Origin of the sequence: Pseudomonas rhodesiae (assembly GCF_007858255.1) — a bacterium.
Classification (GTDB): Bacteria; Pseudomonadota; Gammaproteobacteria; order Pseudomonadales; family Pseudomonadaceae; genus Aquipseudomonas; species Aquipseudomonas rhodesiae.
Window position 1 is genome coordinate 17,225 of record NZ_VFEU01000038.1, and the last position, 16,015, is coordinate 33,239.

Annotated in this window: 15 protein-coding genes; 13 read left to right on the forward strand and 2 right to left on the reverse strand. The window is 62.1% G+C overall.

The window, feature by feature from the left end:
* From FIV35_RS27685 to FIV35_RS27725, 9 genes are all read left to right on the forward strand, one after another.
* The gene (locus tag FIV35_RS27685) at positions 1–999 is read left to right on the forward strand and encodes an acyl-CoA dehydrogenase family protein (RefSeq protein ID WP_034138255.1); all 999 of its coding nucleotides are present in this window, start codon (positions 1–3) and stop codon (positions 997–999) included.
* The gene (locus FIV35_RS27690; RefSeq protein ID WP_034138256.1) at positions 996–1,754 is read left to right on the forward strand and encodes a PIG-L deacetylase family protein; all 759 of its coding nucleotides are present in this window, start codon (positions 996–998) and stop codon (positions 1,752–1,754) included. Before FIV35_RS27685 ends, FIV35_RS27690 begins: the two co-directional genes overlap by 4 nt.
* On the forward strand, positions 1,751–2,350 hold the full coding sequence (locus FIV35_RS27695; protein ID WP_034138257.1) for an SAM-dependent methyltransferase: 600 nt from the start codon (positions 1,751–1,753) through the stop codon (positions 2,348–2,350). The genes FIV35_RS27690 and FIV35_RS27695 overlap by 4 nt, the downstream gene beginning before the upstream one ends.
* The gene (locus FIV35_RS27700) at positions 2,347–3,006 is read left to right on the forward strand and encodes a glycosyltransferase family 2 protein (protein ID WP_034138258.1); all 660 of its coding nucleotides are present in this window, start codon (positions 2,347–2,349) and stop codon (positions 3,004–3,006) included. Before FIV35_RS27695 ends, FIV35_RS27700 begins: the two co-directional genes overlap by 4 nt.
* 177 nt (positions 3,007–3,183) lie before the next feature.
* Positions 3,184–3,945, forward strand: coding sequence for a PIG-L deacetylase family protein (locus FIV35_RS27705; protein WP_034138259.1), 762 nt, complete (start codon positions 3,184–3,186; stop codon positions 3,943–3,945).
* Between the two features lie 244 nt (positions 3,946–4,189).
* A complete protein-coding gene (locus tag FIV35_RS27710) occupies positions 4,190–6,751 on the forward strand; it encodes an autotransporter family protein (RefSeq protein ID WP_034138260.1) in 2,562 nt (853 codons plus the stop codon).
* A gap of 138 nt (positions 6,752–6,889) precedes the next feature.
* Complete coding sequence (locus FIV35_RS27715; RefSeq protein WP_034138261.1) at positions 6,890–7,924, forward strand: alpha/beta fold hydrolase; 1,035 nt, start codon at positions 6,890–6,892, stop codon at positions 7,922–7,924.
* Positions 7,924–8,409: a cytochrome P460 family protein gene (locus tag FIV35_RS27720; RefSeq protein ID WP_034138262.1), complete on the forward strand. Its 486-nt coding sequence runs from the start codon at positions 7,924–7,926 to the stop codon at positions 8,407–8,409. The genes FIV35_RS27715 and FIV35_RS27720 overlap by 1 nt, the downstream gene beginning before the upstream one ends.
* A 230-nt stretch (positions 8,410–8,639) precedes the next feature.
* Positions 8,640–10,799 (forward strand): TonB-dependent siderophore receptor, encoded by a 2,160-nt coding sequence (locus FIV35_RS27725; protein ID WP_034138263.1) that lies wholly within the window; start codon positions 8,640–8,642, stop codon positions 10,797–10,799.
* A gap of 41 nt (positions 10,800–10,840) precedes the next feature.
* Here FIV35_RS27725 and FIV35_RS27730 read toward each other — a convergent pair whose 3' ends face one another.
* Both FIV35_RS27730 and FIV35_RS27735 read right to left on the reverse strand, forming a co-directional pair.
* Positions 10,841–11,338: a DUF2867 domain-containing protein gene (locus tag FIV35_RS27730; RefSeq protein ID WP_034138264.1), complete on the reverse strand. Its 498-nt coding sequence runs from the start codon at positions 11,336–11,338 to the stop codon at positions 10,841–10,843.
* Positions 11,339–11,432: 94 nt separating this feature from the next.
* Positions 11,433–12,284: a prohibitin family protein gene (locus tag FIV35_RS27735; RefSeq protein ID WP_375139324.1), complete on the reverse strand. Its 852-nt coding sequence runs from the start codon at positions 12,282–12,284 to the stop codon at positions 11,433–11,435.
* Positions 12,285–12,510: 226 nt separating this feature from the next.
* On the opposite strand from FIV35_RS27735, the gene FIV35_RS27740 reads away from it, so the two are divergent.
* The 4 genes from FIV35_RS27740 (at position 12,511) to FIV35_RS27755 (ending at position 15,709) form a co-directional block, all read left to right on the forward strand.
* Positions 12,511–13,029 (forward strand): GNAT family N-acetyltransferase, encoded by a 519-nt coding sequence (locus FIV35_RS27740; protein WP_034138266.1) that lies wholly within the window; start codon positions 12,511–12,513, stop codon positions 13,027–13,029.
* 79 nt (positions 13,030–13,108) lie between these two features.
* Positions 13,109–13,729, forward strand: a complete 621-nt coding sequence (locus FIV35_RS27745) for a LysE family translocator (RefSeq protein WP_034138267.1) — start codon at positions 13,109–13,111, stop codon at positions 13,727–13,729.
* 47 nt (positions 13,730–13,776) lie between these two features.
* Positions 13,777–14,259 (forward strand): VOC family protein, encoded by a 483-nt coding sequence (locus FIV35_RS27750; protein WP_034138268.1) that lies wholly within the window; start codon positions 13,777–13,779, stop codon positions 14,257–14,259.
* Between the two features lie 58 nt (positions 14,260–14,317).
* On the forward strand, positions 14,318–15,709 hold the full coding sequence (locus FIV35_RS27755; RefSeq protein WP_034138269.1) for a hypothetical protein: 1,392 nt from the start codon (positions 14,318–14,320) through the stop codon (positions 15,707–15,709).
* Positions 15,710–16,015 lie beyond the last annotated feature (306 nt).

A 16,015-nucleotide genomic window follows, 5' to 3' on the forward strand; every position in this document is an offset into this window, starting at 1 on the left:
ATGAACTGGCAGGGAAGCCTGGATGGCGGGCGTGGTTACGCCGACACCGAGGCGCTCGGCGCAGCCCTGAAGGCCTTGGTGGCCCAAGGGCTGGACCGGTTGCCGCTACCCGGCGGCGGCCAGACCCTGGAGCGATTCAGGCGTCTGGCCGATGTGGCCGCGCACGACTTGCGCCTGTGCAAGTTGTTCGAAGGCCACACCGATGCCTTGGCGATCATGGCCGAACTCGGCAGCCTCCCGACGCCCCAGGGCAGTACCTGGGGCACATGGGCCGCCGAACCGCCCACCGCCAAGGTGCGTGTACAACACGACGGCCATTGCTTGCGGGTGCACGGGCGTAAAGCCTGGTGCTCCGGCGCGGCGGTGGTCAGTCATGGATTATTGACCGCCTGGGATGAGCAGGACCGCCAGCAATTGGTGGCGGTACCCATGCAACAACCGGGCGTTTGTGTGACCGATCAAGGCTGGCATGCCGTGGGCATGGCGGCCACCGGCAGTGTCGAGGTTGTCTTCGACAATGCCAGCGCTGTTGCCGTGGGTGGGCCTGGCGACTACCTCGCCCGCCCCGGTTTCTGGCAAGGCGGCGTCGGTATCGCGGCGTGCTGGTACGGCGCGGCGCAGCAACTGGGCCAAGTGCTGCAGCAACACTGTGCGCGGCGCGCCGAGCCCCATGCCCTGGCGCACTTGGGCGCGGTGGACAGTGCCCTACACGCCGCCGCCTGCGTGTTACGCGACGCCGCCGAACGCATCGACCGCGCCCCCAAGGCCGATGCCAGGGAGCTGGCCCAACAGACCCGCGCCTGCATCGAGGACACTGTCGAGCAGGTGATCCGCCATGTCGGCCGTGCAGTCGGTGCCGGGCCGTATTGCCAGGACCCGCACATGGCCCAATTGATGGCGGATCTGCCGGTGTACGTGCGCCAGAGTCATGCCGAACGCGACCTGGCGGCCCTGGGCGAATGGGTCGCCGGCCAATCCAGCGAGAGGTGGCAGCTATGAGAGCCAACCCGATCGTCGGCCAGGGCACGCCGTTGCAGCACTGGCAGACGTCACCGCGCCTGGCGGCGTTGCCCTCTATCAGCGTTGAGGAATTGGTCCCGGAAGGCCATCGCGCGGTGATTATCGCGCCCCATCCGGACGACGAAGTGCTGGGGTGCGGCGGGCTGTTGCAGGGCCTGGCGGCGCTGGAGCGGCCGATCCAGTTGATCTCGGTGACCGACGGCAGCGCCAGCCACCCTGGCTCGCAACGTTGGCCGGTGGAGCGATTGAGCGTGGTGCGCCCGCAGGAGTCGGCCCAGGCCCTGCATCGCTTGGGGGTGCCGCTGCATAGTCTCAAATGGCTGCGCGCAGGCTTGAGCGACAGCCAAGTGGCGGCGCGGGAGGACGAGTTGGTGGGGTTTATTCAGCGTTATCTCAAGCCCACCGACGCGGTGTTCACCACGTGGCGCGAAGACGGCCATTGCGACCATGAGGCGGTGGGCCGCGCCAGCGCCAAAGCCGCCGCAGCAGTGGGCGCGCGACTGTACGAGTTGCCGGTGTGGACCTGGCACTGGGCAACCGCCGAAGACGCCCTGGTGCCCTGGCACCGCGCGCGCAAAATCCCCCTCACCTGTGCAGCGGTGGCGCGCAAGCGTCACGCCATCCATGCGTTCGCCAGCCAATTGGAGGGTGATCCGCAGATCGGCTTGCCGCCGGTGCTGGCCCCCTATGTGGTGGAACGCTTGCTGCAACCTTTTGAAGTGGTATTCGTATGAGTGTGGCCACCCGGTATTTCGATCAACTGTTCGCCGACAATGATGACCCCTGGGCCTTTCGTCAGCGTTGGTACGAGCGGCGTAAACGCGCCCTGACCCTGGCCTTGCTGACCAAGCCACGCTACGCCTCGATCTTCGAACCTGGCTGTGCCAATGGTGAGCTGAGCGTTGAGCTGGCCGCGCGCGGCGATCGTTTGTTGTGTTGCGACACCGCCGCGGCCGCCGTGGCGCTGGCGCGTACTCGGCTGCTCGGGTTTACCCATGCCCAGGTGCACCAGAGCCGTTTACCGCAAGAGTGGCCGGCGGGCCAATTTGACCTGATCGTGCTCAGCGAACTGTGCTACTACCTGGACGCCGATGACTTGGGTCGGGTGATCGAGTGCGCGCTGGCCAGCCTGACTGCCGACGGGCAGATCCTCGCCTGCCATTGGCGCCCGCCCATCGACGGTTGCCCGCAAACCGCCGAGCAGGTGCATGCCATGTTGGACCAACGCCTGGACATGCCCCGTGTGGCCAGCCACCCAGAACAGGATTTTCTCCTCGACCTGTGGAGCCGCGACGGTACCTCGGTCGCCACCCTTGAGGGCTTGCGATGATTGGCATTCTGATCCCGGTGCATAACGAACAAGCGCTGTTGGCCGATTGCCTGGATGCCGCGTTGATTGCCACACGGCACCCGGACTTGCGGGGCGAAACCGTGCAGGTGCTGGTCATGCTCGACAGCTGCAGCGACGCCAGCGCCTCCATCGCCCAGGCTTACCCCGTGCAGTGCCTGGAGGTACAGGCGCGCAATGTCGGGCATGCCCGTGGCGTCGGCGCGCGGCATTTGTTGAATCAAGGCGCACGCTGGATCGCCAGCACCGACGCCGACAGCCGCGTGGCACCGGACTGGCTGGCCGCGCAGTTGGCATTGAACGTAGACGCGGTATGCGGCACGGTCACGGTGGATGCCTGGAGCGAGGGTTTCGATCCGGCCGCCCAGATTCGTTATCACCAGGGTTACGAAGCACGGGACGGCCATCGGCATATCCACGGCGCCAACCTTGGGGTAAGCGCCAGTGCTTATGTGCGCGCCGGAGGGTTTGAGCCTTTGGCCTGCCATGAAGACGTACATCTGGTACGCGAACTTGAGCGCTGCGGGGCATCAATCGCGTGGAGCCACCGCCCGCAAGTGATCACCAGTGCACGCCTGGACGCCCGCGCCCGGGGCGGTTTCGGCGATTTTCTAAAAACCCTGCTGCCGGTTACCTGAAAAAAACCTGAGGCCTCACTGAAAAGCGCCGCAACCTTGTCTATGCTGATGACGCCTTGCTGGTAATTCAGGGTTGGATTGCCAAGCACCCACCACGGCGGAGTCTGTGGTGACAATAAGAGAGTCGTGCCGTCAACGGCTGACGACCGCGCATCAACCGACAAGGATGTGACACCCATGAAGCCTGCCTCTTTGAGCGAAGGCCGTCGCGGCCCTCCGCAAATCTGGAACAGTGCGCCGCAGCTGGCGCAAATTACCCCGGTCGCGCCGTCCACCTTGGTGCCCCCCGGCGCCCGCGTAGTGATCATCGCGCCCCACCCTGGGGACGAAGTTCTTACCTGCGGTGGTTTATTGCAACTGTTCAGCAACCTGGAACACCCGCTGCAACTCATCTCTATTACCGATGGCAGCGCCAGCCACCCCGGCTCCCAAGTGTGGCCGGCTAGCCGCTTGAGCGTGGTGCGGCCCCAGGAAAGCGCTGAAGCCTTGCGCCGCTTGGGCATGCCATTGCACAGCCTGAAGTGGATCCGTGGCGGCTTCAGCGACAACGCCCTGGCCGCCCGTGAACCGCAACTAAGCCAATTTATCGCGCGTTACCTGCACCCTGGCGACGTGGTGTTCACCACTTGGTGCAACGATGGCAACAGCGACCACGACAGCGTCGGGCGCGCCGCGGCCAGAGCCTGCGACCTGGTGGGTGCGCGGTTATATGAGGTGCCCGTCTGGGCCTGGCATTGGCCGGCCACTGAAAGCGCGATGATCCCCTGGCAACGCGCGCGCAAAGTGCGCCTGGACACCTGGAGCGTGGCGCGCAAACTCCATGCCGCCCATGCCTATGCCAGCCAGCTGGCGGGCGACCCGCAGATCGGCCTGGCACCGATACTGGCGCAGGTGTTGCTGGAGCGGATGCGCGAGCCTTATGAGATTGTGTTTGCCTAGCCAGACACTCGTCTATACCTGTTATTTCTGACAGTGGCGCCTGACGCGATGTGTGACTAAGGTGGGAAAAACTGCACAAGCTCAGATGCAGTCGAGAAAGCCATGCCAACCCCTTGCATTGGCCGGTGTTTTCGAACAGGTAACCCGTATTCCCTGCCTCGTATCGCTCATCCCGTTGTCATGGCATGACCCGCCCCTAGCCTTCAGGCGAATGGGGCAAGCCCCTCTCGAATGAGGATGGATCATGCGCACACGGACACGTTCCTGGCTGTACTTGGGCATTGTCTCAACCTTTGCCCTGATCACCTTGCCCCCGCCTGCTCAGGGCGCCTGCTCGATCAACAACACGGCGGGCGACGATATCTCCACCTGCGACAGCGGCAGCGCGCCGGGCTATACCGATAACGGTGGCAACAACACCCTCAACATCAGCGGCTCGGGTCGACTCACCAGTAACGTGACGTTCGGCGCCAACAACGACTTGGTTGACATTAGCGGGCCTACCGCAGGTATCACGGGCAACCTCTCCATGGGTGACGGCAGCAATATCTTCCGCTCAATCCTCGGCGATATCAGCGGCTCTGTCAGCCAGGGCGCGGGCCGGGATATAGCACAGATCAGCGGCGGCAGCGTGGGAGGAGCCTTCACTCAGGGCGCCGGCACCGACGATTTTGCAATGAGCGGTGGCACTGTCGCGTCGCTCGCTCAGGGCGACGGATTCGACACGTTCAGCATGAGTGGCGGCACCATCACCGGTGCTTTCGAAGATGGGGATTACGCCTTGATGTCCGGCGGCAGCATCGGCCGCGTCGACATGAAGCTGGATAACAATACGTTCGATATGTCCGGGGGCAGAATCATTGGCAACCTGGTGACCGGTTTCGGCCTGGACACCATTCTGATTTCGGGTACGGCCTTTGTAGGGGGCAATATCAGCGTCAGCGGCGGCGATGACAGGGTGGAAGTCTCGGGTGGCGACGTCAACGGACGCATACTGATGAGCGCTGGGAATGACACTTTCGAGTGGTCGGGAGGCAATCTGCACTCTTTCGTACTGTTGGCCGATGGCGACGATAAAGCGCTGCTCAAAGGTCTGGTCAACGCACAACTGGCCCCTGCCCAACTGATCGACGGTGGCCTTGGCAATGACACGCTGACCTTGGACAACACCAAGGCCGCCGATCCGGGCTTGTTTCCCAATTGGGAAACCATCCAGTTGGACAACGGCTCGCAGTTGACACTGGGCGGCACGCTCACCTTGGGCGACAGCGCCACAGGCACCGGCAAACTGACAATCGACGGCGCCAGTCAACTGTTGGTGAACACCGGTGTGATCGCGCCGTTCACCGACGGCCAAGCCGTCAATGTCACCAACAGCGGTACCATTGATATGAGCACCGGCAGTTCCAGTACCGCCGACAGCTTGACCATCAAGGGCAATTACACCGGCAATGGTGGGCAGCTCCTGTTGCAAAGCAAGCTGGGCGGCGACGGTTCGCCCAGCGACAAACTGGTGGTCAGCCAGGGCACGATGCAGGGCAATACGCTGATCAACGTCACCAACCTGGGCGGCACAGGGGCGGCCTCGTTACAGGATGGCATCCAGGTGGTGCAGGCCCTCAACGGTGCCACCAGCAGCGGTACTGCATTTACACTCGGCAAACCGGTGTCCGCTGGCGCCTTTGATTACTACCTGTTCAAAGGCGGCGTCACGGCCGGAACCTCAGAAAACTATTACCTGCGCTCGACCATCCCACAGGTGCCGATCGACCCGGTGATTATCGGCCCGTTGCCGGGCATCATCCCTGGCGAACCGCCGCTGCCGCCAAACCCCGGAGTCGACCCACTGCCCATCTACCGCCCCGAAGTGTCGGTTTATGCCGTATTGTTCCCAGCCGTGCAACAGGTAGTTCAGGCCATGCTGGGCACTTATCACGAACGCCTGGGCGACCAGCTTCAGCAACAGCAAACCGGCGCCTTCGCGGCCGGCTGGGGCCGGGTATATGGAAACAGCAGCCGACAAAGCTACACCGGCACCGTCAGCCCAACGCTGGACAGTTCCGTGTCCGGATTCCAGGTGGGCACCGATGTCTACGCCGGCGTCCTCGACAACGGCTTGCAGCAGCGGGCCGGCTTTTTCGTCGGCCACAGCACCCTCAAAGGCGACGTCAAAGGCTTCAGTGACGCGCGCAAGGACCAGGACACTGGGAACACCACCTTGCGCGGCGACAGTCTGGGCGTGTACTGGACGCTGATCGGCGCCAACCAGGCATATTTGGATCTGGTGCTGATGGGCGCGCGCTTCGACGGCCACAATGAATCGGACCGTGGGGTGAAGATGAAGACCCGCGGCCACGACGTCACCGCCTCCGCCGAAGTCGGTTGGCCGCTGCCGATCAACGACACCTGGACTGCAGAGCCCCAGGCTCAGGTGATCATCGGCAAGACCAAGCTGGATCGGCAGAACGACGGGGTTTCCGATGTGTCTTTCAGCGCCGACACCCGCGTCACCACACGCCTGGGCCTACGCCTGCGGGGTAAATACCAGGTCAGCGGCATGCCCTTCGAACCCTATGCGCGGGCCAATGTGTGGCACACCAGCGCGGGGCAGAACACCGTCACCTTTGACCACCTGACAGACATCGACACCGAGCAGAAATCCACCACCCTGGGCCTCAGCGTCGGCGCCAGCCTAAGGGTGGCGAAAGGCATCAGCCTGTACAGCGAGGTCGGTTACAACCGCAATCTGGACAGCAATGCCTTCAATGGGCGCCAAGGCACGCTGGGCCTGCGCATGGAGTTTTGACCGCGCCTTTGTATCGCAGTGTGTATAGGGCCCGCTGCGATACATAACCTTTGACCCGGCGAGTTTGCTGAAACAGGCCAGATACAGCCCCGCGTTCAACTGTGCGCCAGGTATCTATCCCGCCGCAGGAGGCTCACCATGTATACCCCGTCGACCCGTCGCTTCACACGCCACCCCCTGGTCCTGGCCTTGGCACTGCTGCCTCTGGGCATGGTCAGCCTGGCTCGGGCCGAAATGCCCGAGCTGAACACACCGATGCAAACCGCGCCCTCCTCCGCCCTGGGCGCACTTAAGCACATCAGGGCCGGTCTGTTGGACGTGGCCTACGCCGAGGTAGGCCCGGCCAATGGCCCGACGGTGATCTTGCTGCATGGCTGGCCCTATGACATTGAGAGCTATGCGCAGGTGGCGCCGTTGCTCGCGGCCAAGGGTTACCGCGTGCTGATCCCCTATGCGCGAGGTTACGGCGGTACGCGGTTCCTGTCGGACGCCACCCCGCGCAACGGTCAACCGGCGGCGCTGGCCAAGGATGTGATCGACTTCATGGACGCGCTGAAGATCAAACAAGCGGTACTGGGGGGCTATGACTGGGGCGCACGCTCGGCGGATATCGTCTCGGCGCTGTGGCCGGAGCGGGTCAAGGCGCTGGTGTCGGTCAGCGGTTATCTGATCGGCAATCAAGCAGCCGGCCAGAACCCATTACCGCCCAAAGCCGAGCGGCAGTGGTGGTATCAGTTCTACTTCGCCACCGAACGCGGCGCCGCCGGTTACCAGAAGAACACCCACGCTTTCGCCAAGTTGATCTGGCAGACCGCCTCGCCAAAGTGGGCGTTCGACGATGCCACGTTCGAGCGCAGCGCCAAGGGCCTGGACAACCCCGATCATGTGGCAATCACCCTGTTCAACTACCGCTGGCGCCTGGGACTGGTACATGGCGAGGCCCAATACGAGCCGCTGGAACAGCAACTGGCCAAGGCGCCCGCGATCAAGGTACCCACCGTCACCCTGGAAGGCGACGCCAACGGCGCTCCGCACCCGGCGCCCGAAGACTACGCCAAACGGTTCACCGGCAAGTATCAGTTCCGCCTGATCAACGGCGGCATCGGCCACAACTTGCCGCAGGAAGCGCCAGACGCGTTCGCCAAAGCGGTGATCGACGCGGATCACTTGTGATGAAGCGCCTGTGTATCGCCGCCCTCACCCTGGCCGGCGGCGCCGGCAGCCTGGCATTGGCCGAGGGCGCGGCTTCGCCGATCTACGGGGTCACCATTCCCGACGGCTATCGTCAATGGGAACTGGTGGCGCCGGCCCAGGAAGCCGAACCACTCAACGAACTGCGCGTGGTGCTGGGCAACAGCGCAGCTCTCAAAGCCTACCGTGACGGCAAGCTGCCCTTCCCCGACGGCACCGTGCTGGCCAAGCTTGCGTGGAAGCACACACCGTCACCGGCGTTCAAAAGCGCATCAATCCCCGGCGCGGCGACCACGCTGCAATTTATGGTCAAGGACTCGAAGAAATACGCCGCCACCGGCGGCTGGGGTTTTGGCCGTTTCATCAACGGCCAACCGGCCGATGAGGCACAGCATCAAACCTGCTTCGCGTGTCATCAGGCACTGGTGAAGGACCACGACTATGTGTTCACCCGACTGGCGCCTTGAAGGCGCCAAACCGGCTGATCTCAATCCTCTCAAAACAAGGGCGGGACCACTGCGGTTCGCGCCCTTTCCATCTCGATAGCGGCCAAACGCCACCCACCAACATGTGAAAAATTCGTTAACTAATTCTTCCCTAAGGCTTTTTCCTACAGACTGATTCTGCCAGACTAACGCGAATAGTTCTCAACATATTTCTTATTAGCCACGGACGGCACTCGGGGAGAGTCAGTTTCATGTCTGTGCAATCACACGGCGGCAATGGTTTTTCACTTAGTCTGATGACATTGGCGGTCTGTCTGGCCACCACCCACGCGGCTTACGCCGCCGACGCAGAAGCACCGGCCACCACGCTGGAACTGGGCGCCACGCAAATTTCCGGCGAAGGCCAATTGGGCCAGACCACCGAAGGCACCCAGTCCTACACCACCGGCTCGATGAGTACCGCAACCAAGCTGCCACTGACCTTGCGCGAAACCCCGCAGGCCGTCACCGTGATCACCCGTCAGCGCATGGACGACCAGGCGATGACCAGCATCAATGACGTGGTCAACGCCACGCCTGGTCTGTTTTTGAACTACTCCGACGGCCCTGGTCGGCAGACCTACACCTCCCGGGGCTTCGACATCGATAACCTGATGTATGACGGCATCCCCAGTGGTTACAACGGCGCGTCGGTGGGTGCGCAGCCGAACCTGGCGATGTTCGACCGCGTTGAAGTGGTGCGCGGCGCCACTGGCCTGGTCACTGGCGCGGGCAACCCGTCAGCCGCCATCAACATGATCCGCAAGCGTCCGTTGGATGAGCAGAAAGTTACCCTCACCGGCGCAGCCGGCAGTTGGGACGATTATCGCGGCGAACTCGACGCTTCCAGCCCGCTCAACGACAGCGGCACCCTGCGCGGCCGAGTGGTGACGTCGTACCGCGACGCCAACAGCTTTATCGACAAGGCCGAAAACAGTCACGGCCTGTTTTATGCGGTCACCGAAGCCGACCTGAGCGAAGACACCACCCTGACCTTGGGCTTCTCCAACCAGAAGGACAAAACCAACTACTTCTGGGGCGCCTCGATGATCGGCCAGGACGGCCATCACCTCGACCTGCCGCGCTCCTACAACCCCGGCACCGATTGGGAAAACAAGGATCAGGAAATCAACACGGTCTTCGCCGAACTGCGCCAGCGCCTGGCCAATGACTGGAACCTGCAAGTCAACGCCAACTATGCCGAACAGAACGCGCTGTTTTCCGGCTCGTACCAATCGCGCTGGGTCAACAACTCCCTGGCACGTACGGTGTACCAGGCCAAGTACGACGAAAACCAGGCCGGGGTCGACGCCTTTGTCAGCGGCCCGTTCCAGGCATTCGGGCGCAGCCATGAACTGGTGGTCGGCGCGAGCAAGCGCATCTACGACATGACCACCCACAACTACAGCCCCTACGACCTCAACTGGCCACTCACCGCAGGCAAGCCGGACTTCGTCCACACCAACAACCAGCGCGAAGTCACCACCCAGGACAGCGTTTACGTCACCACGCGCCTGAGCCTGGCCGACCCGTTGAAGTTGATCCTCGGCGGGCGCCTGGACTGGTACGACTACGATAATCGCGACGGCGACGGCGACTTCCACGTCACCCGCAACCTTACGCGCTACGCCGGCCTGATCTACGAGCTGGACGATCACCACTCGGTGTACGTCAGCTACAGCGACATCTTCACCCCGCAAAAAGAAAAGGACACCGGCGCCGCGCCGCTCAAGCCCATCGTTGGCAAGAACTATGAGGTCGGCATCAAGGGCGAATACCTGGGCGGCGCGCTGAACGCTAGCGTTGCGCTGTTCCGCATCGACCAGGAAAACCGTGCTGTGCAGGTGGTGGTGCCGAACTGCCCGCAGGCTTCGTGCTCCCAGGCATCAGGTGAGATCCGCAGCCAGGGTATCGACTTCGAACTGCAAGGCGCATTGACCGAAAACTGGCAGGTCGGTGGTGGCTACACCTACGCACGCACCCACACCATCAAGGACGACGCCAAGCCGCAGTTGGTCAACAAGCAGTTCGATACCGACGTCCCGGAACACCTGTTTAAGTTGACCACCCGCTACAACTTCCAGGGCCCACTGGAAAAACTGCGGGTGGGCGGCAACATTTCCTGGCAGAGCCGCCTGTACAACGATATCCCGTTGGCCAACGGCAGCACCTACCGCCTGCAACAAGGCGCCTACGCCGTCACCGACCTGATGGCCGGCTACAAGGTCAACGACCACCTCGACCTGCAGGTCAACGCCAACAACATCTTCGACCGGCGCTACTACTCCACCATCGCCAACTCGGCGAGCTATGGCGGCGACGCCTACGGCAACCCGCGCAACATGATGCTCACGGCCAAGTACAGTTTCTGAGGCTTCAGGCAACACGCGTCGACGGCCCCCCCCCGCCGGCGCTAGCGCTGACGGCGGCAACGCATCAGCGTTGCCCGCACCACCAGCTTGTGAAACGGGCGAATCAGCAGAATGTAGATACGCCCCAGCCGGTTGTGGGTGTGTACCGCCGTCGTGGCGATCAGCACTTCACCGCGCTCGTCGCGTCGTCGAAGCAGCGAAAGACGAAAATCCAGGTGACTGTCATTTTCCCCCAGCACCATTTCGTCAGCGCTTTGCTCCAACACCGGGAAAAAGTCGATATGGGCTTTATCCGAATGGGCGCGACGCACCTCGCCGGAGGTCCGCACGCCCAACGGCCCCATCACACCATCGCGGATCGCTATCAGCACCTTGAACCACACAGGCGGCGAACCCAAGGCGCGTACGGCGAGGTCATTGATGGAGACGTCAGCCGCGTCGATAGGCACGACAAAACTATCAAGCAACTGCGCGTTCGCGTACCAGTCACGGATCAGGCTTTCTGGCGGTGGATCGATAGGCCGGGCAAGCAAGGTCATGTGAGGGGTTTCCCTGAATGAATGCAGCTGATTCGTGAGCGTGGTCGGCAGTCCGGGCGCCATCGGGGGCAAGCCCCCTCCCACATTCAAAACATTATCGATCGACCTGCTTGGCGTCGATAAACGGCACCGTACTGTTTGGCAGCATGGTGGTCGGCAGTACGCCGTTCCAGCGCTCGGCCTTAGTCAACTCGATCAGGTTCTGGTTGCTGGCCAGGGCCTTGGCGCGGGCCTGGATCGCGTCGGCTTCGGCGTTGCCGCGCAAGCGCGTGGACTCGGCATCCGCCTTGGCCTGGGCCAATTGCGAGTCGGCCTCGGCTTGGGCCTGGGTCACCCGGATCTGCGCCTGCACCTGCTCGGTCTGCAGCATTTGCTCGCGGGTTTTGACTTCCACTTCGGCTTTCATGCGCAAGGCAATCGAACGTTCGTAGTCATCGCTGAAGTCGATGTTCTCGATCTGTACGCTGTCGATCACCACTGGCCCGACTACCGAATCGCGGATGGCCTTGGTCACATCTGCGACAAATTTGCCGCGATTCTGTACCGCCGACACTGCGTTGTACTGGCCAAACACGTTTTCCACCTGGGTCGGCACCTGACGGGCGATCAGGCGGTCACGCACGCCATCCAAGTCCTTGTAACTGGTGTACACCTTGGCGACATCGCTGGTAGGGATGTGCCAGGACACCGAGACCTGCAACTTGGCGGTCTGCTGGTCCTTGCTGTACGCCTGGAGGTTGGCGTACTGGGTAGCCTGGCTTTGAATGCTGATAAACCGCACCGACTCAATGAACGGCAGCTTGAACGACAGGCCCGGTTCCACCACCCCTATCATCGCGCCGTTACGCAACAGCACACCCCGCTCGGTCTCATCGACCGTGAACCAACTGGTGGCCAGAGACACCACCACGACCAACCCCACCGCTGCAGCGGCATAAGTAACCATTTTATTGTTCATCGAAACGTCGCGTCCCTTCGTTAAATTGGCGGCACGATACCCTGAACCGCGCCCTAAGTGGGGTGATAACCAGGCAAATTTGCAGTACTGATAGCAGCGTCACAGTCCTGAAACTGCGCGTCGTGCTTGCCCCAAGCCCGCGTTATTCCGTCATCAACGGACGGCCTATTGAAATACCCCGCTAGAAATACATGTCCGCACCAGGAGCCGATCAATGATTCGCAAAGCACTGCCCTCTGACGCTCGGGCCGTTGCCCAGGTGCATATCAACAGTTGGCAGCACGCCTATCGTGACCTGATGCCTGCCCACTACTTGGATTCACTAGACGCAACCCTGGCTCATCGCGAATCCAACTGGCGGCGCGCGCTTGAGTTGGGAGAATCAAGCGTATGGGTGGCGCAACTGCAAGAGCAGGTTGTCGGTTGGATCTGCGTGGGCGCCAGCCGTGACGGAGATTGTGTCGGGGGCAATGTGGGTGAGGTCGAAGCCCTTTACGTCGCCGCCGGCCATTGGCACACCGGCGTCGGGCAGGCCTTGTGGAACGCCGGTGTGCGAGCGCTGAAGGCGCAGGGGTTTGAGCGCCTGACACTCTGGGTCCTGAGCGGCAACGAACGGGCTCGGCGCTTTTATCGCCGGGTGGGCTGTATAGAGGACATCGGCAGCCAGCGTCCGCTTGAGCGCGGTGGCGTCAAGCTGGGAGAGGTAAGGTACGGCTTGCAGTTACCCACCTGAAAGGTCTTCAAACAATTGTCGGGCCGGCCCACCTGCCCTTATTCTCAACGCTGCCCGCTCACCTGCACCTGGAGCCGCCATGGACCTCGCCACCCTCGCCCTCTTCATCCCCGCCTGCTTTGCGCTGAACATGGCGCCCGGCCCGAACAACCTGCTGTCGGTCAGCAACTCGACCCGCTACGGCTATCGCACCTCATGCCTGGCTGGCGTCGGCCGCCTGCTGGCATTCGCCGCGATGATCGCGCTGGCCTCTGCGGGCTTGGCAGTGGTGCTGCAAACCTCGGAGCTGTTGTTCTACGGGATCAAGATTCTCGGCGCGGCGTATCTGTTCTATCTGGCGTTTCAGCTATGGCGCGCCAATCCCGAAGCGCCAGTAGACTCAGCAACCGCCAAAGTCGGTACGTGGGCGTTGGCGCGTCAGGAATTTCTGGTTGCGGCGGGCAACCCCAAAGCCATCCTGATTTTCACCGCCTTCCTCCCGCAATTCGTAGCGCCCAACCAACCTATTACAGCGCAGTTCGCCGTGCTCGGAGCGCTGTTCCTGGGGCTGGAATGGATCGCTATCTGCCTCTACGCCTTTATGGGCCTGCATCTGCGTCGCTGGTTTGCCGAGCCGCGGGGCAAACGGCTGTTCAATCGCTGTTGCGCGGGGTTGTTGTCGGCAGCGGCATCCGTGCTGCTGATGGCCCGCAGGGCTTGAAGTACGTGGTCTAGACTATCTCCACCCCTTCACTGTGGAGAACGATCATGCCCAGCAAAAACACCCTCTGCCTCTGGTACAACGGCACGGCCGAAGAGGCGGCGAATTTCTACGCCAAGACGTTTCCAAACAGCAGCGTAGACGCCATACACAAAGCGCCGGGCGACTACCCGTCGGGCAAGCAAGGCGATGTGCTGACGGTAGAGTTCACCGTGATGGGCCTCCCGTGCCTGGGGCTGAACGGCGGGCCGATATTTCCTCAAACCGAGGCATTTTCGTTCCAGGTGGCCACGGATGATCAGGCCGAGACCGATCGCTATTGGCACGCGATCATCGACAACGGCGGTCAGGCCAGTGCCTGCGGATGGTGCAAGGATAAGTGGGGAGTGTCGTGGCAGATCACACCGCGGGCGTTGACCCAGGCGATCGCCCACCCCGACGCGGCCACCGCCAAGCGTGCCTTTGACGCGATGATGAGCATGGCCAAGATCGACATTGCTGCCATCGAAGCGGCCGTGAAAAAAACCTAAAGATTCACCCCCGGCGGCCGTCACCCTGGCATCCCCGAATGGACTCAATGAGGTTCTTGTGCGCGTTTTGACTTCTGTGTTGCTGGCCGGTGGCATCGCCACCCTGTCCGGTTGTGCCACCCAGTCCGGCAAAGTCGAGCAGATGCTCGCCGACACCCTGGCTCAACCATTGGTGCAGAACAGCATCGTGCGCGAAGGCGACTTGCTCAGCTTCGAGCTGCTGATGCCCGACGCTACCGGCGGCGTGCGGCGCACCATGCAGTTCGAAGCGGCGTGCTCGTCCAAGCAATTGCACCTGCTGTACCTCGATGGCTCCCAACGCGTGTACCCGCTCAAAGCCGGGCGCTATACCGAGGCGCGCAAGCTGTCTGACACGCTGTATGCCACCTTGGCCACCAACCAGACATTTGTCCGCGCCTGTGCTGAAACGCCCAAGCCCGACTGGCGCCTGGTCAGCAAAGATGAGCGCGACAACTGGGTGCTGCTCGACGCTGCCAGCATCAAGACCGTGCAGGGAGAAACCCGTTTCTGGGCCGCTTTCGATAACCCGACGGTGCTCAACGACCTGCCCTACGACGCACCTTATGCGCAAAAACGCGAGCACTTTGCGGTGTCTTGCGCCAATGGCACATACAAGGAGCTGGCCGGCTACGATCTGGACGTGCGCAACCGCGTGAGCGATGGCCGGGTCGACAGCTTCCCCACGCCACAGCCTATCGCCGGCGGCGACGCCGACTATGCGCGGCTGTTCAATACCGTGTGTGTCACCCCCGAGAAAATCGCCACGCTGGAACCCTTCAAGCCGCGCCTGAAAGCACCGGCGATCATCGCCCTGTCGTCGGTGCATCCCCAGGTACTGGCCGCGCTTGCGCCCTTCAACCAGGACAAGCCGGCGCGTACCTTGAAGTACGTGCACTTTACCGGCACATCGACTCTCAAAGGCAAGACGTCCAACAGCACCAGCGAGCACTTCATCAGCCAGGACAAGGCCAGTGGTCAACTGCAGATCGTCCATCGCGGCGAAGGCTATGAGTCCCAGTCGGTGAGCTGGCGCAACCTGGTCTCGCTGGTGTCGAAGACAACCTACGGCGGCACCGGCATGGCGGAAAGTTCGACCTTGACGCAGTTGAGCTTGACCGGCAATTGGCAGGCCCTGCCGGTCGGCGAAACCGTGGTCTACCAGACCACCCGCTCGACACTCAACAGCCTGGTGGGCAGCTATAACAAGGTGCAGATCAACCGCTGCGTCGTCGAACGCGAATTGCCGGCCCGCGAACTCAACCCGAACCTGCTGGGGAATGCCAAGGCCTTGGCATGCCGCACCGATGACGATAAGTACAACCGCGTCGAACATGTGTACTACCTGAATGATTACGCCTACTTCTACGAATCGAGCACGGACAAGAACGAGTTTTTCTACGCCGATACACGCATCGATAAGTTCGAATAACAGGTAACACTTCAGCGCCTGGCTTTGGGGCCGCTGCGCAGGCCAGCGCAAGCAAGCTTGCTCGCCACAGGGAAGCGCGGTGCCACCAATCTTTGCTGAGCGGTTTCTTGTGCTGAGTGGGTTCTTTTGCCGAGCAGGCCTTCTGTGGTGAATAGACCTTTTGTGGTAAGCAGGACTTCTGTGGTAATGGAATGGACGCCCCCTTCCTAACGGCATCTATGTGCCAAAGTTAAAGTGTTACCCACACTTAGCGGAAGGGAGCGTCCTCATGCAGCTTACGACTGTTTCGGTTGACTTGGCAAAAAA